17 protein-coding genes and 1 rRNA gene are annotated in these 22,909 nt (G+C 56.2%); 9 read left to right on the forward strand and 9 right to left on the reverse strand.

What is annotated here, in order from left to right; translation table 11 throughout:
* Nucleotides 1-45: 45 nt before the first annotated feature.
* A 16S ribosomal RNA gene (locus ACO6VX_RS17645) occupies nt 46-1,585 on the reverse strand.
* Between the two features lie 533 nt (nt 1,586-2,118).
* On the opposite strand from ACO6VX_RS17645, the gene mdtD reads away from it, so the two are divergent.
* The gene (gene mdtD / locus ACO6VX_RS17650) at nt 2,119-3,519 is read left to right on the forward strand and encodes a multidrug transporter subunit MdtD (RefSeq protein ID WP_010258829.1); all 1,401 of its coding nucleotides are present in this window, start codon (nt 2,119-2,121) and stop codon (nt 3,517-3,519) included.
* Here the strand turns inward: mdtD and rbsR are convergent.
* From rbsR to ACO6VX_RS17685, 7 genes are all read right to left on the reverse strand, one after another.
* A complete protein-coding gene (rbsR, locus tag ACO6VX_RS17655) occupies nt 3,516-4,499 on the reverse strand; it encodes a ribose operon transcriptional repressor RbsR (protein WP_033759297.1) in 984 nt (327 codons plus the stop codon). The genes mdtD and rbsR overlap by 4 nt on opposite strands.
* 13 nt (nt 4,500-4,512) lie before the next feature.
* A complete protein-coding gene (rbsK, locus tag ACO6VX_RS17660) occupies nt 4,513-5,442 on the reverse strand; it encodes a ribokinase (RefSeq protein WP_060681381.1) in 930 nt (309 codons plus the stop codon).
* Between the two features lie 62 nt (nt 5,443-5,504).
* Nucleotides 5,505-6,380, reverse strand: a complete 876-nt coding sequence (gene rbsB, locus ACO6VX_RS17665) for a ribose ABC transporter substrate-binding protein RbsB (RefSeq protein ID WP_052270980.1) — start codon at nt 6,378-6,380, stop codon at nt 5,505-5,507.
* A 25-nt stretch (nt 6,381-6,405) separates the two neighbouring features.
* Nucleotides 6,406-7,377: a ribose ABC transporter permease gene (gene rbsC / locus ACO6VX_RS17670; RefSeq protein ID WP_010258841.1), complete on the reverse strand. Its 972-nt coding sequence runs from the start codon at nt 7,375-7,377 to the stop codon at nt 6,406-6,408.
* A complete protein-coding gene (gene rbsA / locus ACO6VX_RS17675; RefSeq protein WP_422458240.1) occupies nt 7,374-8,882 on the reverse strand; it encodes a ribose ABC transporter ATP-binding protein RbsA in 1,509 nt (502 codons plus the stop codon). The genes rbsC and rbsA overlap by 4 nt, the downstream gene beginning before the upstream one ends.
* 7 nt (nt 8,883-8,889) lie before the next feature.
* Complete coding sequence (gene rbsD / locus ACO6VX_RS17680; protein WP_003849483.1) at nt 8,890-9,309, reverse strand: D-ribose pyranase; 420 nt, start codon at nt 9,307-9,309, stop codon at nt 8,890-8,892.
* Between the two features lie 182 nt (nt 9,310-9,491).
* Nucleotides 9,492-9,899, reverse strand: a complete 408-nt coding sequence (locus ACO6VX_RS17685) for a YgiW/YdeI family stress tolerance OB fold protein (protein WP_010258845.1) — start codon at nt 9,897-9,899, stop codon at nt 9,492-9,494.
* Between the two features lie 162 nt (nt 9,900-10,061).
* Between ACO6VX_RS17685 and qseB the strand changes: the two genes are divergently transcribed.
* The gene (gene qseB / locus ACO6VX_RS17690) at nt 10,062-10,733 is read left to right on the forward strand and encodes a quorum sensing response regulator transcription factor QseB (RefSeq protein ID WP_031590982.1); all 672 of its coding nucleotides are present in this window, start codon (nt 10,062-10,064) and stop codon (nt 10,731-10,733) included.
* On the forward strand, nt 10,721-12,076 hold the full coding sequence (gene qseC / locus ACO6VX_RS17695; RefSeq protein ID WP_422458241.1) for a quorum sensing histidine kinase QseC: 1,356 nt from the start codon (nt 10,721-10,723) through the stop codon (nt 12,074-12,076). The genes qseB and qseC overlap by 13 nt, the downstream gene beginning before the upstream one ends.
* A gap of 15 nt (nt 12,077-12,091) precedes the next feature.
* Here the strand turns inward: qseC and kup are convergent, their stop codons facing one another.
* Nucleotides 12,092-13,960: a low affinity potassium transporter Kup gene (gene kup / locus ACO6VX_RS17700; protein ID WP_010258849.1), complete on the reverse strand. Its 1,869-nt coding sequence runs from the start codon at nt 13,958-13,960 to the stop codon at nt 12,092-12,094.
* Between the two features lie 289 nt (nt 13,961-14,249).
* Between kup and ravA the strand changes: the two genes are divergently transcribed.
* The 6 genes from ravA to mnmG all read left to right on the forward strand — a co-directional run bounded on the left by ravA (nt 14,250) and on the right by mnmG (nt 22,896).
* On the forward strand, nt 14,250-15,746 hold the full coding sequence (ravA, locus tag ACO6VX_RS17705) for an ATPase RavA (protein ID WP_089415189.1): 1,497 nt from the start codon (nt 14,250-14,252) through the stop codon (nt 15,744-15,746).
* On the forward strand, nt 15,743-17,203 hold the full coding sequence (viaA, locus tag ACO6VX_RS17710) for an ATPase RavA stimulator ViaA (protein ID WP_010672185.1): 1,461 nt from the start codon (nt 15,743-15,745) through the stop codon (nt 17,201-17,203). The genes ravA and viaA overlap by 4 nt, the downstream gene beginning before the upstream one ends.
* 71 nt (nt 17,204-17,274) lie before the next feature.
* The gene (gene ovoA / locus ACO6VX_RS17715; RefSeq protein ID WP_060681386.1) at nt 17,275-19,413 is read left to right on the forward strand and encodes a 5-histidylcysteine sulfoxide synthase; all 2,139 of its coding nucleotides are present in this window, start codon (nt 17,275-17,277) and stop codon (nt 19,411-19,413) included.
* A 103-nt stretch (nt 19,414-19,516) separates the two neighbouring features.
* A complete protein-coding gene (asnC, locus tag ACO6VX_RS17720) occupies nt 19,517-19,978 on the forward strand; it encodes a transcriptional regulator AsnC (RefSeq protein WP_003849496.1) in 462 nt (153 codons plus the stop codon).
* Nucleotides 19,979-20,133: 155 nt separating this feature from the next.
* A complete protein-coding gene (gene mioC, locus ACO6VX_RS17725) occupies nt 20,134-20,574 on the forward strand; it encodes an FMN-binding protein MioC (protein ID WP_010258855.1) in 441 nt (146 codons plus the stop codon).
* A 432-nt stretch (nt 20,575-21,006) separates the two neighbouring features.
* Nucleotides 21,007-22,896, forward strand: coding sequence for a tRNA uridine-5-carboxymethylaminomethyl(34) synthesis enzyme MnmG (mnmG, locus tag ACO6VX_RS17730; RefSeq protein WP_422458242.1), 1,890 nt, complete (start codon nt 21,007-21,009; stop codon nt 22,894-22,896).
* Nucleotides 22,897-22,909 lie beyond the last annotated feature (13 nt).

A 22,909-nucleotide genomic window follows, 5' to 3' on the forward strand; every position in this document is an offset into this window, starting at 1 on the left:
TATCAGACAATCTGTGTGGACACTGCGCGGGAAGGTATCTTCAGGTAAGGAGGTGATCCAACCGCAGGTTCCCCTACGGTTACCTTGTTACGACTTCACCCCAGTCATGAATCACAAAGTGGTAAGCGCCCTCCCGAAGGTTAAGCTACCTACTTCTTTTGCAACCCACTCCCATGGTGTGACGGGCGGTGTGTACAAGGCCCGGGAACGTATTCACCGTGGCATTCTGATCCACGATTACTAGCGATTCCGACTTCACGGAGTCGAGTTGCAGACTCCGATCCGGACTACGACGCACTTTGTGAGGTCCGCTTGCTCTCGCGAGGTCGCTTCTCTTTGTATGCGCCATTGTAGCACGTGTGTAGCCCTACTCGTAAGGGCCATGATGACTTGACGTCATCCCCACCTTCCTCCGGTTTATCACCGGCAGTCTCCTTTGAGTTCCCGACCGAATCGCTGGCAACAAAGGATAAGGGTTGCGCTCGTTGCGGGACTTAACCCAACATTTCACAACACGAGCTGACGACAGCCATGCAGCACCTGTCTCAGCGTTCCCGAAGGCACCAAAGCATCTCTGCTAAGTTCGCTGGATGTCAAGAGTAGGTAAGGTTCTTCGCGTTGCATCGAATTAAACCACATGCTCCACCGCTTGTGCGGGCCCCCGTCAATTCATTTGAGTTTTAACCTTGCGGCCGTACTCCCCAGGCGGTCGACTTAACGCGTTAGCTCCGGAAGCCACTCCTCAAGGGAACAACCTCCAAGTCGACATCGTTTACGGCGTGGACTACCAGGGTATCTAATCCTGTTTGCTCCCCACGCTTTCGCACCTGAGCGTCAGTCTTTGTCCAGGGGGCCGCCTTCGCCACCGGTATTCCTCCAGATCTCTACGCATTTCACCGCTACACCTGGAATTCTACCCCCCTCTACAAGACTCAAGCCTGCCAGTTTCAAATGCAGTTCCCAGGTTAAGCCCGGGGATTTCACATCTGACTTAACAGACCGCCTGCGTGCGCTTTACGCCCAGTAATTCCGATTAACGCTTGCACCCTCCGTATTACCGCGGCTGCTGGCACGGAGTTAGCCGGTGCTTCTTCTGCGGGTAACGTCAATCGACGCGGTTATTAACCGCATCGCCTTCCTCCCCGCTGAAAGTACTTTACAACCCGAAGGCCTTCTTCATACACGCGGCATGGCTGCATCAGGCTTGCGCCCATTGTGCAATATTCCCCACTGCTGCCTCCCGTAGGAGTCTGGACCGTGTCTCAGTTCCAGTGTGGCTGGTCATCCTCTCAGACCAGCTAGGGATCGTCGCCTAGGTGGGCCATTACCCCGCCTACTAGCTAATCCCATCTGGGTTCATCCGATAGTGAGAGGCCCGAAGGTCCCCCTCTTTGGTCTTGCGACGTTATGCGGTATTAGCCACCGTTTCCAGTGGTTATCCCCCTCTATCGGGCAGATCCCCAGACATTACTCACCCGTCCGCCACTCGTCACCCAAGAGCAAGCTCTCTGTGCTACCGTCCGACTTGCATGTGTTAGGCCTGCCGCCAGCGTTCAATCTGAGCCATGATCAAACTCTTCAATTTAAGTTTGATTTGCTTAAACAAGTTAAGCGGTGCTCATCTGTAAAACGTCATAATGAATTTCATTATGTGTTCACTCGTGAGGCTTGATATTTTTTTACGTCCGGAGACGCTGATATCAATCCTGCGAGTGCCCACACAGATTGTCTGATAAATTGTTAAAGAGCAGTGCGAACAGTGCGTTAGCGTCCTGTCGCGAGGTGGCGTATATTACGCTTTCCTCCTGCAGAGTCAACCTCTTTCTCAGAAGTTTTTCTCCGGCGGCGCAGTCTCCTGTGCCTCTCAACCCGCTTCCCGTTGCCGGTGTTCCGTGTCGATGGAGGCGCATTATAGGGAGTTTCCGCGGGCTGACAAGCGTTTCTTTGAATTAATTTGCTGAGCGCATCTTTTTTAAACGAACGGCTTAAAAAGAGACGTTTCATGACGGAATAACGCACAAAAATCGCCATTAAACGTTGTAAAGAGACCTGCCGTTGCTTAATGCGGGTGCTATTATTTTGCTTCTTCTCGCAGGATAACCCCAGGAAGGATACTCAATGATAAAATCCGCGCGCAGCATGGCTGGTTTGCCATGGATAGCTGCCATGGCCTTTTTCATGCAGTCACTCGACGCCACCATACTGAATACTGCCCTGCCCGCTATCGCCACCAGCCTCGACCGTTCTCCTCTGGCCATGCAATCCGCCGTCATCAGTTACACCCTGACTGTCGCTATGTTGATTCCGGTCAGCGGCTGGCTCGCCGATCGCTACGGCACGCGCAAGGTATTTATCGTTGCCGTTTCGCTGTTCACCCTCGGCTCGCTGGCTTGTGCACTTTCTCCCACACTCCAGGTACTGGTCATCTCGCGCATCATACAGGGCGTCGGTGGCGCAATGATGATGCCGGTCGCGCGACTGGCGCTGTTACGCGCCTATCCGCGCAGTGAGCTGTTGCCGGTGCTCAACTTTGTCACCATGCCGGGATTAGTTGGCCCGATACTGGGGCCAATGCTGGGCGGCGTGCTGGTGACCTACGCGACCTGGCACTGGATTTTCCTGATTAATATCCCGATTGGCATTCTCGGCATTATCTACGCACGCAAATATATGCCGGACTTCACCACGCCGAAGCGCCGCTTCGACTTTTTCGGCTTCTTATTGTTCGGGGCTGGACTGGTGATGATCTCGATTGGGATTGAGCTGTTTGGCGAGCGGATTGTTTCCGCCTGGCTGGCGGGCGGGATATTACTCAGCGGGATTGTGCTTTTGCTTCTTTATATAGTGCATGCCCGAAATCACCCTTCGCCACTGATCAATCTGCCGATGTTTAAAACCCGGACATTCTCAGTGGGCATCGGTGGCAACATCGCGTCACGTCTTGGCACCGGTTGTGTGCCCTTTTTGATGCCGCTCATGTTGCAGGTCGGCTTTGGCTATTCAGCGATTATCGCGGGCTGCATGATGGCACCTATCGCCATTGGTTCAATACTGGCGAAGTCGACGGTGACGCAACTACTGCGCTGGCTGGGTTACCGCCGCCTGCTGGTTGGCATTACCGCCATTATTGGCATTCTGATCGCCAGCTTCTCTCTGCAGTCGCCCGCTGAAAGCATCATCGTGCTATTACTTCCGCTGTTTATTCTCGGCATGGCCATGTCTACGCAGTTTACCGCCATGAATACTATCACCCTGGCCGATCTGAATGATGATAACGCCAGCGGTGGTAACAGCGTGCTGGCCGTGACTCAGCAGCTAGCGATCAGTTTTGGTGTGGCCGTCAGCGCCGCGGTGCTGCGCTTCTACCAGGAGTTTGAAACCAGCACCATTTCACAGTTCCACGCCACGTTTATGACCATGGGCGTGGTAACAGTACTGTCGGCGCTGACCTTTATGCTGCTGAAAAACGGCGATGGCCGTAATCTGATCAGTAATCGCGACAAAAAGAAAAAGCGCTAAACCGATCCACGTACCACCAGTTCCGGCGTCAGCACCAGCGTTTGCTGACTGGCGTCGGGATTGCTGAGACGATGGAGCAGGGTGTCTATCGCCAGTTCACCCAGCGCATCTTTCGGTTGATGAATGGTACTCAGTGGCGGAGTGAGATAGCGCGCCAGTTCGATATCGTCATATCCCATTACCGCCATCTGCTGCGGAACCTGCATGCCGGCCTGGTAAAGTGCGTGATAAACGCCCACCGCCATGGCATCGTTGCTGGTGAAAACCGCTTCCGGCGGCGTTTCCAGCGCCAGCAGTTCGACCATCCCGTTGTAGCCTCCCTGGAATTCAAAGTCACCATTCACCACATAGCCGGGCAGAATCGCCAGGCCACTCTTTGTCATGGCGTTGCGATAACCTTCCAGGCGCATACGAGCCGGGGTTTTATCCTGAGGACCGGCGATACAGGCGATGCGGGTATAACCACTGTCGATAAGATGCTGAGTCGCCAGCTCCCCGCCCAGCAGCGCGTTATCCTGAATAATGTCACCACGGCCTTCAAACGGCGCCCAGTCCATCATGACGGCAGGTATAGAGGGATAACGGTTCAGAATGTCGGCCGAGGGCAGGTGACTTTCCGTACACATGATCAATAAACCGTCGACGCGCTTCTGCATCAGCGTTTCCAGGCTGCGGTTCATCCGCTCTTCATCACCTGCCGTGTTACAGAGAATCAGGCTGTAGCCACGCTGATAGCAGCTCTCCTCCACACCCCGCACCACTTCGGCATAAAATGGGTTACTACTGGTGGTCAGCAGCATACCGATCGTGTGCGTCTGATTGATTTTCAGACTGCGCGCCAGCGCAGAGGGGGCGTAATTCAGATGGCGGATGGCCTGCTCAACTTTTTCGCGCACGCCTTCACTAACAAAGCGATTGTTATTGATAACGTGCGAGACAGTGGAGGTAGAGACGCCCGCCAGGCGAGCGACATCTTTCATGGTGCTCAAATGCTTAGCCCTGCTGCTGCAAAAATTCATCGATCTCCGCGCGCCACGGCACGGAGGGCTGCGCACCCGAGCGGGTAACGGCGATAGCAGCGGCGGCATGGGCAAACCGCACCGCGTCATACATCGTTTTCTGCTCCAGTCGCGCGGTAATAAAGGCGCCATTAAAGGTATCGCCCGCCGCGATGGTGTCGATAGCTTTAACACTGAAGCCAGCAATACGCTGACCTTCTCCCTGCTCGCTCAGCCAGACACCGCGGCGACCCAGAGTAATCAGAACCGTGCCGATACCTTTCGCATGCAGTACTGCCGCAGCGCGGGCGGCATCTTCATCGTTGCTGACCGCAATGCCGGTCAGACTCTCGGCTTCGGTTTCATTCGGGGTAATAATGTCGATCAACGCCAGCAGTTCATCTGAGAGCTGGGTGGCGGGTGCAGGATTGAGAATAACCTGCGTCTGATGCTGTCGGGCAAGCGTCGCGGCGGCCAGCACACTTTCCAGCGGTGATTCCAGCTGCATTAATAGTGCATCGGCGTCGGCGATAATCTGCTGATGGCGCGTCACGCAGGCGGGTGTTAACGCCGCGTTTGCACCGGAGTAGATGCCGATGTTGTTCTCACCGTCACCATTGACGAAAATCATCGCCACGCCGGTTGACTCACCCTCGACCACTTCGACCGGCGTGGTATCAATATTGTCCTGGGCCAGTTGCTGACGAACACGTTCACCAATGTCGTCAGCGCCCACACAGGCGATAAATGCGATATCGGCACCAGCACGACCGGCGGCGACAGCCTGATTCGCACCCTTACCGCCAAACGCAATCTGATAATTCTGCCCGATCACCGTTTCACCGGGACGAGGAAAGTGCGCCAGATTAAGGATGTGGTCAGCGTTAATGCTGCCAAGAACGGCCAGTTTTGCGTTTTTGCTCATTAGGGGAGTCCGGAATAAGTGCGCCACCAGGAGGGTGGCGCAGTGCCCTGCTTTTCTTTGAGTTATTGAGTGACCAGCTTCAGGTCGACCGGGTTGATCGCCTTCACTTTTTCACCCTTCAGCACTTTATCAGCGGTATCTACGCCGATCATGCCAATTTTGTCTGGCATCTGTGCCACGGTCGCGGACAGTTTGCCACCTTCTACCGCTTTAACGCCATCAGCAGTACCGTCAAAACCAACGACGATCACACCAGTTTTACCGGCGGTCTGCAGCGCACGCAGTGCACCCAGCGCCATTTCGTCGTTCTGAGCGAATACGGCCTGAACGTCCGGATGTGCCTGAAGCAGGTTCTGCATGACGTTCAGACCTTTGGTACGGTCAAAATCGGCAGGCTGGCTGGCGAGGATCTGGAATTTATGCGCATCAGCGGCCTGTTTGAAGCCTTCGCCACGCTCACGGGCGGCAGAAGTCCCGGCAATGCCCTGCAGTTCAATAATTTTGGCGCTTTCGCCGACTTTTTTGGCGATGAAGTCGCCGGCCATTTTACCGCCGAAACGGTTATCGGAGGCGACGTGGCTGACAACGGTGCCCTGTGCCGCAACGCGATCCAGCGTGATCACCGGGATGTTCGCCTGGTTAGCCATCTTCACCGCATTGCCCACAGCATCAGAGTCGGTTGGGTTGATCAGCAGCAATTTGGTGCCGCGAACAGTCAGATCCTGCACGTTAGCCAGCTCTTTCGCCGGGTTGTTCTGTGAATCCAGCACCACCAGGTTGTAGCCCAGCTTGTCCGCTTCTTTCTGCGCGCCCTCTTTCAGCGAAACAAAGAACGGGTTATTCAGGGTTGAAACCACCAGCGCGATAGTATCTTTGGCCATAGCGCTGGTACTGAGCGTTGCGCCAAGGATCACGGCCAGTGCGGTTAACTTTTTCATCATGTCATCCTGTGTAAGGTCAGAGTTATTTACTGCTTTTATTATCTACCAGCACCGCCAGCAGGATTACTACCGCCTTAACGATCATCTGGTAGTACGAAGAGACGCCCATCAGGTTCAGGCCGTTGTTCAGGAAGCCGAGAATCAGCGCGCCAATCAGGGTGCCGAAAATACGGCCCTTACCGCCTGCCAGGCTGGTTCCGCCCAGCACGACCGCAGCAATCGCATCCAGCTCATAGCCGGTGCCCGCTGTCGGCTGTGCCGAAGAAAGGCGCGCCACTTCAATGGTGCCTGCCAGCGCTGCCAGCATGCCACTCAGTGAATAGACGATGATTTTGACGCGATTCACATTGATACCGGAGAGACGCGTTGCCGCTTCATTACCGCCAAGCGCATAGATATAGCGGCCCAGGCGGGTGTGCTGCAGCATGTACCAGGCAGCAATAAAGACCAGCGCCATCAGCCAGACCGGCGCAGGGATACCCAGCGGACGACCAATACCAAACCAGCCCAGCAGATCGGCATTGGCATTAAAACCCGTGTTTACCGGACTGCCATCGGTATAGACCATGGTGACACCACGCAGCAGCAGCATCATGACCAGCGTGGCGATAAACGCCTGCACTTTGCCGCGCGCCACAATGGTGCCGGTCAGGGCACCGATTGCCGCTCCCAGCGCCAGCGACGCCGCCACCGCGACCAGGGCATTGACCTCCATACCCACCAGCGATGCACCCACCGCGCCAGTCAGGGCCAGCAGCGATCCTACAGAGAGGTCGATACCAGAAGTCAGGATCACCAGCGTCATCCCGACCGCCATAATGGCGTTAACCGAGGTCTGCTGCAGAATGTTGAACAGGTTCGCCACGGTAAAGAAGTTCGGGCTCTGGCTGGCCACCACGGCGATCAGCACCATCAGCGCAATCAGCGACTTCTGTTCCAGTAGCCAGCTTTTGCTAAACCAGCGACGGCTGGCAGGTAAAGTTTGGGTCGTCATACCACTAAATCCTCGCTGTGTTGCTTGCCTACGGCGGCTGCCATCAGGCTCTCCTGAGTGGCTTCTTCTCGGGTAAATTCGCCGCTGATACGGCCTTCATGCATCACCAGAATCCGATCGCTCATGCCCAGCACTTCCGGCATTTCCGAGGAGACCAGAATGATGCTCAGCCCTTCGGCTTTAAACTGGTTAATCAGTTGATAGATCTCTTTCTTCGCGCCGACATCCACACCGCGTGTCGGTTCATCCAGAATCAGTACGTTAGGCCGGGTCATCAGCCCGCGGGCAATCGCCACTTTCTGCTGGTTGCCGCCCGAAAGCAGACCAATGGGCTGCTCCATTGAAGGCGTTTTAACGTTAAACAGCCGGATAAAGTCGCCCACGGCCAGCTGCTCTGCCGCGTGTTTCAGCGTGCCGCTGCCGTGACTGAAATAGCCTAACGCTGTCAGCGACATGTTCTCTTTTACTGACATGCCCAGCACCAGGCCATCGCGCTTACGATCTTCGGAGATATAGACGATGCCGTTAGCCAGCCCATCCTGCGGTGAGCGCGTCACCACTTCCCGACCATTGAGCCACAGTGTGCCTTCGCGACGCGGCAGGGCGCCGTAAAGCACCTTCATCAGTTCGGTACGGCCCGCGCCCATTAAGCCGGAAACCCCAAGGATTTCACCTTTGCGCAGGCTGAAACTGACGTTATCCACGCCCGGTCCGCTGACGTTCTCCACTTTCAGCCGCACGTCGCCTGGCGCCTGATCAATATGGGGATATTGATCTTCCAGCTTACGGCCGACCATCATTTCGATCAGGCTCTCTTCGGTCAGTTCGCTGACCGGGCGTTCAGCAATAAACTGACCGTCGCGGAACACCGTGACGTCATCGCAGATCTCAAAGATCTCTTTCATGCGATGCGAGATATAGACGATGCCGCAGCCCTGCGCTTTCAGTTCGTTGATCACCCGGAACAGCGACAGCGTTTCGGTATCGGTCAGCGCATCGGTCGGCTCATCCATGATGATCACCTGCGACTCAAAGCTCAGGACTTTGGCGATTTCGACCATCTGCTGATCGCCAATCGACAAATCCCCCACCAGCTTGTGGCTGTTGAAGCGCAGATTAAGCCGTTTAAGCAGCGCATCGGCTTCGGCATACATGCCCGGCCACTGGATACGGCCAAAACGGCTGACATATTCGCGGCCGAGAAAAATATTCTCCGCCACGGTTAATTGAGGGATCAGGTTCAGTTCCTGATGAATGATGCCAATACCCGCTTCCTGAGACGCTTTCGGCCCGCTGAAACGGGTCTCTTTGCCCAGCCAGCGCAGCGTACCGGCATCATATTGATAGATGCCGGTCAGCACTTTCATCATGGTGGACTTGCCTGCGCCGTTCTCGCCCACCAGCGCCATCACGCGTCCTGCCCGGACATTCAGCGACGCCCCCTTGAGGGCTTTCACACCCGGAAAAGATTTTTCAATGCCGTCGAGTTGCAGTAAAGGTTGCATAGCGGCCTCAGAAGGTCACACCGGCGCTGAGGATGACATTCGCAAACGGAGAGCACTCTCCGCTGCGAATGACCGCCTGACTACGCTGCGTTTGTTGTTTGAATTGTTCATGACTGGTGTAGCTGATGGTGATGATATTCCCCTGGTGCTGTTGCAAGGCTTCGAGCACGGCGACAAGCGCGCTATGAAGTTGCGGATTATGCTGCTTAATCTCTTCCGCGATCAGGGCGCTCTCTACCTGCATCTCCAGTGCAACAGCATTAACCACCTGCATAAAATCGGGCGTACCCGGCGTGAGCGCTAAATCGATGCGCTGCGGTCCGGCCGGAATCGGCAAGCCTGCATCAGCAATCGTCAGCGTATCCGTGTGTCCCAGGCGGGCAATCACATGAGAGAGTTCAGCGTTTAACAAGCGACCTTTTTTCATCTTTTCACTCCACAGCGAAACGTTTCGCTGTCAGGAGTGTATGAAAAGCCGCCATCAACTCAACCGGCAAAGAAGAAATCTGTGATCGCTATCGAAACGTTTCGCTCACGCGGGGAGAAATTTGTATTAAGTCGGGGGAGGGGCAGAAAAAAGGGCCGCGAACGCGGCCCCGGAGGAGAGGATTAAGGCAGTTTCTTAACCTGCTTAACGTCCATCTCAATGCTGTTGAAATCTTTATCCAGTTCACCCGTCAGCTCGACGTTGTCTTTAGGTGAGATAGTCTGGCCGTTCCAGTGCTTGTGGTCGATTTCGACTTTCATGGTGCCGGTCTGGTCGCGGAACAGATAATCTTCGTTGCCGATCTGTTTCTCCAGCTTACCGCGCACGGTGACCCAGCTGTCATCTTTCATCTCTTCAGCCTGCTTTACGGTCACCACACTGGTGTGATCGGCACTGAAACCACCCTGACCGGCTGCTGCCTGCGTCTGTGCGGCTGGCGCACTGGGATCAACAAATCCACCCTGCTGTGCAGCGAAAACCGGGGCGGAAGCCAGCATTACGACGGCCAGAATTGCAGCGTGCTTTTTCATTTTGTCACCTCTTTTCCATGATGTGGTTCGTCTTGTTGAGCTTAGTTGACCATAAAGTTCTTAACAGCTTCTTAAGAGGCAAAAATAAGCTATTTTCGCCGAAATCAGCTGTACAAGCAGGAAGTTGCTTCGTATAAAGCGCTATCGGAACAGGGAGACGTGATGCGTATTTTACTGATTGAAGATGATCGTTTAATTGGCGACGGTATCAAGGCGGGGCTGAGTAAACTGGGCTTCAGCGTTGACTGGTTTACCTCTGGTGAGACGGGGTTTAACGCGCTGGAGGCCGCGCCCTGGGATGCGGTGATCCTGGATCTCTCACTGCCCGAGCGGGATGGGCTCGATATTCTGCGGCAGTGGCGACAGCAGGGGAAAGATGTACCGGTACTGATACTGACCGCACGCGATGCGCTCGATCAGCGGGTCGAAGGTCTGCAACTGGGAGCCGACGACTATCTGTGTAAACCCTTTGCCTTAACCGAAGTGGCTGCTCGCTTACAGGCGCTGATCCGCCGCCGTCATGGCCAGCTGCAGCCCGAACTCCGGCACGGTAATGTGGTGCTGATACCCGGCAGCCACAGTGTGATGCGCGAAGGTGAGGCGATTGCGCTGAAAAGCCGTGAACTGGCGCTGCTGGAACTGTTTATGCGAAACCCGGGCCGGGTGCTGACACGCAGCCAGCTGGAAGAGAAGCTCTACAACTGGGACGCCGATGTCTCCAGCAATGCGGTAGAGGTTCACATTCATCATCTGCGTAAAAAACTGGGCAGCCAGTTTATCCGCACGCTGCACGGCGTCGGTTATACCCTGGGAGCGGCTGAATGCGATCAATGAGCCTGTTTCTGCGGCTGGGTATCGGTTTTGTGCTGCTGCTCGGGATCTGCTGGGCCAGCGCCAGCCTGAGTGCCTGGCATCAGACACGTGAAACCCTTGATGAGCTCTTCGATACCCAGCAGATGCTGCTGGCAAAGCGTCTGCTGACGCTGGATTTCTCCTCGCTGGACAACGCCACTCTGCCTAAAACCAAAGAGATACTGCGCCACCATCGCGGCGATCAGGATGACGACGCCCTGGCCTTTGCCGTCTTCACGCGCGACGGCCGGCAGGTGATGAATGATGGTGACAATGGCCGCTACCTGCCGTTTGAGGCGGAGTATCAGGGATTTCATGAGGGTCAGCTCACCAATGATGACGATCGCTGGCGGTTTGTCTGGCTGACTACGCCCGACCAGCAGTTCCGGGTGGTGGTGGGTCAGGAGTCCGAATACCGTGACGACATGACGCGGGATCTGATGAAAGCCAGCATGCTGCCCTGGCTGATCGCGCTGCCCTTTATGTTGCTGCTGCTGATCGGTCTGGTCTGGTCTGAACTGCGCCCACTGAAGACGCTGGCACAGCAGCTGGCGCAGCGCGCGCCCGATGATGATACGCCGCTGCAGGCAGACCGCGTGCCGAAAGAGGTGCAACCGCTGATGGTCGCGCTCAACGGTCTGTTCAGCCGCATCAGCGCAATGATGCAGCGTGAACGGCGCTTTACCTCTGATGCCGCACATGAGCTGCGCAGTCCGCTGGCCGCGCTGCAGGTGCAAAGCGAGGTGATCCAGCTGACTGCGGATGATGAAGTGATGCGAAGCCATGCGCTGCAGCAACTGGATGCCGGCATTATCCGCGCAACCCGGCTGGTGGATCAGCTGCTGACGCTCTCACGGGTTGAAGCAGATGATGCACGCAGCGCCTTCGAAACGGTGGCGCTGAAACGCACGGTCCAGGAGACGCTGGCTGCACAGCTGCCGCTGGCGGATAAAACGGGTGTCACGCTGCGGCTGCATGCTGACGCCGATCCGCAGATTCAGGGGCATCCGCTGTTACTGTCATTGCTGGTGCGTAATCTGCTGGATAATGCCATTCGCTATACGCCAGCGGGCAGCGAAGTTGATGTGCGGCTTCAGGCGAATAGCCTGTCGGTAGAGGATAACGGCGAAGGTCTGAGTGCAGCCGATCTGCAACGGCTTGGTGAACGTTTCTGGCGACCGCCAGGTCAGGAGAAAAGCGGAAGCGGGCTGGGATTATCGATAGTCCACAATATCGCCCAGTTGCACGGGATGCAGGTCAGCTTCAGCCAGCGATCGGGTGGCGGATTATGCGTTATGCTGCGCTGGTCAGCGCCCGCCCCGTAAGGCGGGCGCTGCAGATCAAATCTCGACCTGGGTGCCCAGCTCAATCACCCGGTTTGGCGGGATCTCAAACTGGTCTGGCGCACGGAGCGCATTGCGCTGCAGCGCCAGGAAGAGTTTGCCACGCAGGCGCAGATACCACGGCCGTTTGCCGATAATCAGCGACTCATGCGACATGAAGAACGATGTCTCCATCATGCGGCAGTTGAGCCCTTCCAGCCCGCAGCGGTGGAAAATCTCCTCGACGTTTGGCGTTTCGCGCCAGCCGTAGCTGGCCACCACCCGCCAGAAGGTGGGTGACAGCTGCTCAATCGTCACGCGACGCACGTTGTGCACGTAAGGCGCATCTTCTGTCCGCAACGTCAGCAGCACCACCCGCTCATGCAACACTTTGTTGTGCTTAAGGTTATGCAGCATGGCAAACGGAATCACATTCAGCGCACGCGACATATAGACCGCCGTGCCCGGCACGCGAACCGGCGGCGATTTCTCCAGTGACGCGATCATCGCCTCCAGAGAGTTGCCATGCTCGTGCATGCGGCGCAGCAGGCGGAAACGTTCGCTTTTCCACGTCGTCATAATGATAAACATCACCAGGCCGAGACAGAGCGGCAGCCAGCCACCGGAGAAGATTTTCACCAGGTTGGCGGTAAACAGCGGCACATCGATACAGAGCATCAGTACCAGGATGACGGCAACCGCCAGCTTATTCCAGTGCCAGTTTTTAACCGCCACGGTACAGGAGAGCATCGCGGTCAGCACCATGGTGCCGGTGACGGCGATACCGTAGGCCGCAGCCAGATTACTTGAATGCTCAAAGCTGATAATCACAATCAGCACGGCGAAGTAGAGTACCCAGTTAATCACCGGAATATAGATCTGGCCCGATTCGCGCTCAGAGGTGTGGATGATACGCATCCCCGGCAGATAGCCCAGTCGCACCGCCTGACGCGTCAGCGAGAAGACGCCGGAGATCACCGCCTGTGAGGCAATCACCGTGGCCAGCGTCGCCAGAATCAGCATCGGGATCAGCGCCCAGTCCGGCGCCAGCAGGAAGAAGGGGTTTTTAATCGCTTTGGGATCGCTGAGTAACAGCGCGCCCTGACCAAAGTAGTTCAGGACCAGCGACGGCAACACCACCGAGAACCAGGCCAGTCGGATCGGCACTTTACCGAAGTGACCCATATCGGCATACAGCGCTTCAACCCCGGTAATCGCCAGCACCACCGCGCCAAGCGCGAAGAATGAGACAGATTTATAGTGCAGGAAGAACTCGACCGCATAGGCGGGATTCAGCGCATGCAGCACTTCCGGGTTTTTCATGATGCCGCTGACCCCCAGGATCGCCAGCACCAGGAACCACACCAGCATCACCGGCGCGAAGAGTTTGCCCACCATGCCGGTGCCATGTTTCTGAATCGCAAACAGCAGCGTCAGCACCGCAATCGACATCGGCACAATAAAGGGATCCAGCGACGGCGCGGCAATCTCCAGACCTTCAATGGCTGACATCACCGAAATGGCCGGCGTGATCACCACTTCCCCATAGAAGAAGCTGCCGCCAATCAGGCCCATGATCACCAGCACTGCCGTGGCGCGTGCACCCGTATGGCGGCCCGCCAGCGACATCAGTGTCAGAATACCGCCTTCACCGGCATTGTCGGCGCGCATCACATAACTGATGTACTTCAGTGATACCACCAGCACCAGCAGCCAGAAAATCAGCGACAAAAAGCCAAACACCGCTTCCCGCTCAACGCCGAAGCCGAACTGTCCGGAGAGACATTCACGCAAGGTATACAGCGGACTGGTGCCGATATCCCCGTAAACAACACCAATAGCGGCCAGCGTTAATCCGCGAAGTGACTGCTTATTATCCGAGCTCATAGAGTTATCTTTTGTTGGAGTCTAAGAGGCGCAACAACCCCTCGCTCAGGCCATCAAAAAGCGCACAGTATGCACGGTTTGCCGAAAATTCCTATACCCGCTTCGCCTGTCTGCCAGGGTAACGGGGTGGTTTCAGGCATTAAAGCGTTAATGCGCCGCTTTCAAAGCAGGCAAACCTTATGAAACAAAAAAGCTGACAGCTATCAACGCTTTCACGCATGATGATCTATAGAGTAAGGCGCTTGCTGAAGCGCGGCGGCCCGACGATCGTAAGGACATTGAAGTGATTATGGCTCAACCCCATCTTTTGGCAGAAAGAATTTCTCGCCTTAGCAATGCGTTAGAAAAAGGATTGTATGAGCGACATCATGCCATCCGCCTTTGCCTGCTGGCAGCGCTGAGCGGTGAAAGCGTGTTCCTGCTGGGACCGCCCGGCATCGCCAAGAGCCTGATTGCCCGCCGCCTGAAATATGCCTTTCAGCACGCCCGCGCCTTTGAATATCTGATGACCCGTTTCTCCACACCGGAAGAGGTGTTTGGCCCGCTATCTATTCAGGCACTGAAGGATGAAGGGCGCTATCAGCGCCTCACTAAAGGTTATCTGCCCGACGCGGAGATTGTTTTTCTGGATGAGATCTGGAAAGCCGGCCCGGCGATTCTGAATACACTGCTGACCGCTATCAACGAACGCCGCTTCCGCAATGGCGACAGCGAAGAGGCCATTCCGATGCGTCTGCTGGTCACCGCCTCTAATGAAATGCCGGAAGCGGACAGCGGCCTTGAAGCGCTCTATGACCGGATGCTAATCCGCCTGTGGCTGGATAATGTGCATGAGAAGCAGAACTTTCGCAGCATGCTGACCCATCAGCAGGATGAGCACACCAATCCGGTCGCGGAATCCCTGCGCATCAGTGATGAGGAGTATGCGCAGTGGCAGCTCGGCATCAGTCAGGTCAGCCTCCCGGATGCGGTGTTCGAGCTGATTTATCAGCTGCGCCAGCAACTGGAAAGCCAGCCCGCCGCGCCCTATATTTCCGATCGTCGCTGGAAAAAAGCTATTCATCTGCTGCAGGCCAGCGCCTTTTACAGTGGCCGCAGCGCCATTGCGCCGATAGACCTGATCCTGCTGAAAGATTGCCTCTGGCACGACGTCGCGTCCATGCAGCTGCTGGAGCGCGAAATCGATCAGCTGATGACACAGCACGCCTGGCAGCAGCAGCCGATGCTGCTGAAACTGCATCAGATAAAAGCGCGTCGCATAGCTCTGCAGCAGCAACAGAGCATCGCACAGGCGATCACCCTGGAAAAACACAGTGGGATGTTCAGTCGCAAACCCCATTACGATCTGCCGGAAAGCTTCACTGATGAGCAACTGACGCTGATGCTGCAAAAGCCGCTGATGCTGCATGACATGCAGGTGACACATCTGGTTATCGCGCGTGATGCACTGAATCAGTGGCTGCAGAAAGGGGGCGAGGTTCGCGGCAAGCTCAATGGAATTGGCTTTGCGCAGAGTCTGGATTTACAGGTGGATGCGCAGCACTGCCTGGCTATCCGTGATGTCAGCCTGCAATCGTCGCGTCTGACACTGCCTGGCGTCAGCAATAGCGAGCCGCTGCCCGGTGAGATCACCGAAGCGCTGGATGCACTGGAGAGTGAACTGCGGTCGCAGCGTCATCTGTTCAGCCAGCATCAGCGCTGCCTGTTTATCAGTGATGACTGGCTGGCGCGCGTTGAAACCAGCCTGCAGGATGTGGCGGAACAGTTGAAACAGGCGCGTAAATGATCCCACTGGAGACGCTCAGCACACTGCTCTCCGTGGGTGAAACCGAACTGATTGAAGAGCTGATTATTGCCCTGCTGGCGTCTCCACAGCTGGCGCTGTTTTTTGAAAAGTTTCCCGGGCTGAAAAAAGCACTGTTACGCGATGTGCCACGCTGGCGAGCGGAGATCAACGCTGAGCTCAAAGCCACGCCGGTTCCGGCCACGCTGGCCGAAGAGTTTCAGCTGTTCCAGCGGGTACAACTCCTCAGCGATCGTGAATTCAGCCACCAGCTGAATGCCACGCTTCAGGCGCTTGAAAGCCTGCCTTCCCCTTTTCTGGATGAAGCCAACCGGCTGCTGCAGCACACCGATATCAGCCATCTCAGCAGCGCGCAGCACCAGCTTTTTCTACAGCGCTGGCGGCTGAGCCTGACCTTACAGACCCTGACGCTGAATCAGACGTTGCTGGAACAGCAGCGCGAACGCCTGCTGGCGGAACTGCAGCAGCGTATGGCGCTGAGCGGTCAGCTGGCACCGATTCTTGGCGACGATGACGAAGCCGCCGCTGGCCGGCTGTGGGACATGAGCAAAGCGTCACTGCAGCCTGGCGACTATCAGCTGATGCTGCAATATGGCGACTTTCTGGCGCAGCAGCCGGAGCTGCTGAAACTGGCCCAGCAGCTGGGTCGCAGCCGCGAGGCAAAATCGGTGCCGTCGCAGGATGCCCCTATGGAGGCCTTTCACCATATGGTGCAGGAACCTGCGGCCGTGCCGGAGGAGGTCAGCGGCATTCACCAGAGCGATGACGTGCTGCGTCTGCTGCCGCCGGAGTTAGCTGCGCTGAGTATCAGTGAACTGGAGCTGGAGTTTTACCGGCGGCTGGTAGAGAAACGGCTGCTGACCTACAAGCTGCAGGGCGATGCCTGGCATGAAAAGGTCACGATGCGTCCGGCCAGCCACCAGCAGCATGAAGAGCAGCCGCGTGGGCCTTTCATCGTCTGCGTCGATACCTCGGGTTCGATGGGTGGCTTCAATGAGCGCTGCGCCAAAGCGTTTTGTCTGGCGCTGCTGAAAGTCGCGCTGGCCGATCGCCGTCGCTGCTACATCATGCTGTTTGCGCACGAGGTGATCGGCTACGAACTGACCGGTGATGATGGGCTGGAACAGGCGATTCGCTTTCTCAGTCAGCGCTTTCGCGGCGGCACCGATCTGGCAGCCTGCCTCTCTTCCGTTGTGACCCGAATGGAAGGCGTCCTGTGGCAGGAAGCCGATGCGGTGATCGTCTCCGATTTTATTGCCCAGCGTCTGCCGGAAGAGGTGATCGGGACCATTAAAACGCGTCAGCGAAATAATCAGCAACGTTTTCACGCCGTGGCTATGTCGGCCCACGGGAAACCAGGCATTCTGCGCATCTTCGACCATATCTGGCGTTTCGATACCGGCATGAAAAGCCGTCTGCTGCGTCACTGGCGGCGTTAAGTCATCGGGCAGAAATGCATATTTGCTATAGTAAATTACCGTTTCACTTACTCAGCAATCTGGAGCTTCCTGTGACGCTTGCTCAACCTCATCGCGATCTGCCTGCGCCGACGCGAACGCTACTGCTCTCCGGCCATAACATTGAACAAAAACGTGCCGAATTGCTGGCCTATTTCCACCAGACCTGGGAACAGTATGAAAGTCTGTTTACCTGTCTGGCCGATTCCCAGGCCTGGTTTACCAAAGCCATTCCGCTGCGCCATCCTTTAATCTTCTATTTTGGCCACACCGCTACCTTCTACATTAATAAGCTGATGGCCGGACGCCTTATCGACGCGCGTCTGGACGATCGTATCGAAGCGATGATGGCGATTGGTGTGGATGAGATGAGCTGGGACGATCTCAACGACAACCACTATGACTGGCCTACTGTCGAAGAAGTCCGCGAATACCGCGGGCGCGTTAAAGCGCTGGTCAGCGATCTGATCCAGACCCTGCCGCTGACTCTGCCGATCACCTGGGAGAGTCCGGCCTGGGTGATCCTGATGGGCATTGAGCATGAGCGTATTCATCTGGAAACGTCCAGCGTACTGATACGCCAGTTACCGGTCGGGTGGGTGAAACCCCAGCCTGCGTGGCCGGTCTGCCCGATGGCGCGCCACCAGCGCGAGGCTGTTCCGGCCAATACCCTGCTGCCGATGCCCGGCGGCACCGTCACGCTGGGTAAAACCGACGAGACCTATGGCTGGGATGTCGAATATGGCCGCCAGCAGATCGCGCTGCAGCCGTTCAGGGCGAGCAAAATGCTGGTCAGCAACGCGGAATTCCTGGCGTTCGTTGAGGCGGGGGGTTATCAGGACGCTCGCTGGTGGGATGACGAAGGCTGGGGCTGGTGTCAGTTTGCAAAAGCGGAGATGCCCACCTTCTGGGTCGGCACGCCTGCGATGCCCGATCAGCTTAAACTGCGTCTGATGTGTGAAGAAGTCGCAATGCCGTGGGACTGGCCAGCCGAGGTTAACCAGCTGGAAGCGGCGGCCTTCTGCCGCTGGAAAGCGGATCAGACGGGAATGAGTGTTCAGCTCCCCTGTGAAGCGGAGTGGGCTCAGCTGCGCGAACAGGTCGCGGGCGATCAGCCGGATTGGGATCGGGCACCGGGCAACATTAACCTGGCGTACTGGGCTTCCTCTTCACCGGTCGATCTCTTCGCCCAGGGCGACTTCTTCGATATCGTCGGTAACGTCTGGCAGTGGACGACCACGCCGACCAACGGCTTTGAAGATTTTAAAGTCCACCCGCTTTACGATGATTTCTCTACCCCGACCTTTGATGGCAAACATTCGCTGATCAAAGGCGGTAGCTGGATATCGACCGGCAACGAAGCGCTGAAATCGGCACGCTATGCGTTCCGCCGCCACTTCTTCCAGCATGCCGGTTTCCGCTACGTGGTTTCCAGCCATCAGGAAACCATGGCGCTGAACCCGTATGAATCTGACGCCATGGTGTCGCAATACCTCGACTTCCAGTATGGCCCGCGCTATTTCGGCGTGGATAACTATGCCGAAAGCCTGGTAAACCTGGCGCTGAACTACACCACAGCACGCGGCGAGGCACTGGATATCGGCTGTGCCACCGGACGCGCCAGTTTTGAACTGGCCCGCCACTTTGAACGTGTCACCGGCATGGACTACTCGGCGCGCTTCATCGATGTGGCGCTTCAGCTGGCCAGCGGCGAAGACTTCCGTTATCTCCTGCCACAGGAAGGCGATCTGGTGGAGTATCGCCAGGTTCGCCTGAAAGATTTCGCGCTGGAGAGCGAACTGGCGCAGCGGATTCAGTTTGTTCAGGGCGACGCCTGTAACCTTAAGCCGCAACCCGCCCGTTACGATCTGGTACTTGCATCCAACCTGATCGATCGCCTGCGTCAGCCCGCACGCTTCCTGCGGGATGTCACGCCGATGCTGCGTCAGGGCGGCATTCTGGTGCTCTCATCGCCCTATACCTGGCTGGAGGATTTCACGCCGAAGGAGAACTGGCTGGGCGGCGTGCGTGAAAACGGTGAGGCACTGACGACGCTGCAGGCACTGCAACGTCTGCTGGCGGCCGACTTCGACCTGGTCGATGAACCGCAGGATAAACCGTTTGTGATCCGCGAAACGGCCCGCAAGTTCCAGCACACGCTGGCGCAGGTCACCGTCTGGCGCAAACGCTAAGTGAACCGGCAGCGACGCCCGTCGCTGCCGGGAGTTGCCTGAACCACTATTTTGCTGCACATTCATCCTTGTTTACTTAAGCAGACCAATAACGAGGATGGCCATGGCCGAACATCTGCAGCTCGATAACCTGGATCGCGGCATTCTGAATGCCCTGCTCGACAATGCGCGCACTGCTTACGCCGAGCTGGCAAAACAGTTTAACGTCAGCCCCGGCACCATTCATGTCCGCGTGGAGAAGATGAAGCAGGCGGGCATTATCCTGGGCACCCGGGTTGATATCGATCCGCGCCAGCTGGGGTTTGATGTCTGCTGTTTTATCGGCATTATCCTTAAGAGCGCGCGTGACTATCCGGCGGCGCTGAGCAAACTGGATGCGCTGGATGAAGTGGTTGAAGCCTGGTACACCACCGGCCACTACAGCATCTTTATTAAGGTGATGTGCCGGTCCATTGATGCCCTGCAACAGGTGCTGATCAACAAGATCCAGACCATAGATGAAATTCAGTCGACGGAAACGCTGATCTCGCTGCAAAACCCGATCATGCGCACTATCAAGCCCTGATCCTTCTCCGCCTTGTGCATAATCTTATCCCTGACGAATGTGGCGGCTGGCAACGGCTGCGTTCGCTTCTCATAATCTATTAACCCTGTTGTCCACAGGTGGATCACCGCTTGATCACAGCGTACAATGCTCGCCTTAATGTCCGGGAGAGCAAGATGGCCGATATCACCTTAATCAGTGGCAGTACTCTGGGTAGCGCAGAGTATGTGGCTGAACATCTGGAAGAAAAATTACAGGAAGCGGGCTTCTCAACGCAGATGCTGCATGGCCCGGAGCTGGATGAAGTGCCACATGAGGGTATCTGGCTGGTGGTCTGTTCAACTCACGGTGCAGGCGATATTCCCGATAACCTGCTGCCGCTGTTCGAAGCCATCACGGAAAGCCAGCCCGATCTCTCGCAGGTCCGGTTTGGTGCCATCGGACTCGGCAATCATGAATATGATCTCTTTTGTGGCGCGATCCGCCAGATTGAAGCCCTGTTAATTGCTCAGGGTGCCCGCCAGATCGGCGATCGTCTGGAGATTGATGTGCTGGAGCATGAGATCCCTGAAGATCCCGCAGAAGCCTGGCTGGAAAGCTGGAAAAAGGCGATCTGAAGGGGGCTGGGGATCGCGAAATAGTAACGATCCCCAGTGGAAGATGCTGATTTTATCCTTTTCCGCTCGTTTATTTTGTGGATAACTACCCTCTTTTACTGCGTATAACCGGTAGTTATCCAAAGAACAACCGTAGAATAAATTTTGAGCTGTGGATAACATGCCATTTTGATCCCAGCTTATACGGATCAGGATCACCGATCACTAACAGGTAGTGATCCTCTTCATCCTGTTGTTTCTGCTGTGCTTCTGGCACATATCCACAGAAAAGCGGGATCCTAATAAGAGATCTAACAGAAAGATCATATACAGATCTAAGATCCTTTCTTTTAAAACCGGACGATCCCGCGGCTTTCACCCCAGACGGAATTTGAGTAGAATCCACGCCCCAGGACGACGATCCTGCAAGTTCATCAACCGAGGTACCACTTCATGTTTTATCAGGATCCTTTTGACGTCATCGTAATTGGTGGTGGTCATGCGGGCACCGAAGCCGCAATGGCGGCAGCCCGAATGGGTCAGCAAACCCTGTTACTCACCCATAACATTGATACGCTTGGACAAATGTCCTGTAACCCGGCGATTGGTGGGATTGGCAAAGGACATTTGGTGAAGGAAGTGGATGCCCTGGGTGGTCTGATGGCCAGTGCGATTGACCAGGCGGGTATCCAGTTTAGGATACTAAACGCCAGCAAAGGTCCGGCAGTGCGGGCAACCCGTGCTCAGGCGGATCGCGTGCTCTATCGCCAGGCAGTGCGTACGGCACTGGAGAACCAGCCCAATCTGATGATCTTCCAGCAGGCGGTCGACGATCTTATCGTGGAAAACGATCGTGTGGTGGGTGCAGTCACCCAGATGGGACTGAAGTTCCGCGCGAAAACAGTCGTACTCACCGTCGGCACGTTTCTTGACGGCAAAATTCATATCGGTCTGGATAATTACAGTGGCGGTCGTGCAGGTGATCCCCCGTCCATTCCGCTGGCAAAACGACTGCGTGCGCTGCCGCTGCGGGTAGACCGCCTCAAGACTGGTACGCCACCGCGTATCGATGCGCGCACCATCGATTTTTCAGTGCTCAGCCCGCAGCACGGCGATAACCCGATGCCGGTGTTCTCGTTTATGGGCAATGCGTCTCAGCATCCGCAGCAGGTACCATGCTGGATCACTCACACCAATGAGAAAACCCATGAGGTGATCCGCAATAATCTGGATCGCAGCCCGATGTATGCCGGGATCATCGAGGGGATCGGTCCACGCTACTGCCCGTCTATCGAAGACAAAGTGATGCGCTTTGCCGATCGTAACTCGCATCAGATCTTCCTGGAGCCGGAAGGGCTGACCAGCAATGAGATCTACCCGAATGGCATCTCAACCAGTCTGCCATTCGATGTGCAGATTCAGATCGTTCGCTCCATGCAGGGCATGGAGAATGCGAAGATCGTGCGTCCGGGCTATGCCATCGAGTATGACTTCTTCGATCCACGCGATCTCAAACTGACGCTGGAGAGCAAATTTATTCACGGCCTGTTCTTTGCCGGCCAGATCAACGGCACAACCGGCTACGAAGAAGCCGCTGCGCAGGGGATGCTGGCGGGTATGAATGCCGCCCGTCAGTCTGCGGACAAAGAGGGCTGGGCACCACGTCGTGACCAGGCTTATCTGGGCGTACTGGTTGATGACCTCTGCACGCTCGGTACCAAAGAGCCGTACCGGATGTTTACCTCCCGTGCTGAATATCGTCTGATGCTGCGCGAAGACAATGCCGATCTGCGTCTGACCGAAACCGGTCGTGAACTGGGTCTGGTGGATGATGCGCGCTGGGCGCGTTTCAATCAGAAGCTGGAAGCGATTGAACAGGAGCGTCAGCGCCTGCGCGATATCTGGGTCCATCCGAAGTCAGAGCATGTGACGGAAGTGAATACGGTACTCAGTGCGCCACTGACCAAAGAAGCGAGCGGCGAAGATCTGCTGCGCCGTCCTGAGCTGACCTATCTGAAGCTGATGACGCTGGATGCCTTTGGTCCGGCACTGGCTGATGAGCAGGCCGCTGAGCAGGTTGAGATTCAGGTCAAATATGAAGGTTATATCGCGCGTCAGCAGGAAGAGATCGATCGCCAGCTGCGCAACGAGAACACGCTGTTACCGGTGGAGCTCGACTATCGCCAGGTGAACGGCCTCTCAAATGAGGTTATCGCCAAGCTGAACGATCACAAACCGAGTTCGATTGGTCAGGCGACGCGTATCTCCGGTATTACGCCGGCGGCCATCTCAATTCTGCTTATCTATCTGAAAAAACAGGGTCTGCTGCGTAAAAGCGCCTGATCTGAAAACGGGG

This window comes from Pantoea sp. BJFS-204 (assembly GCF_049310725.1).
GTDB lineage: Bacteria > Pseudomonadota > Gammaproteobacteria > Enterobacterales > Enterobacteriaceae > Pantoea > Pantoea agglomerans.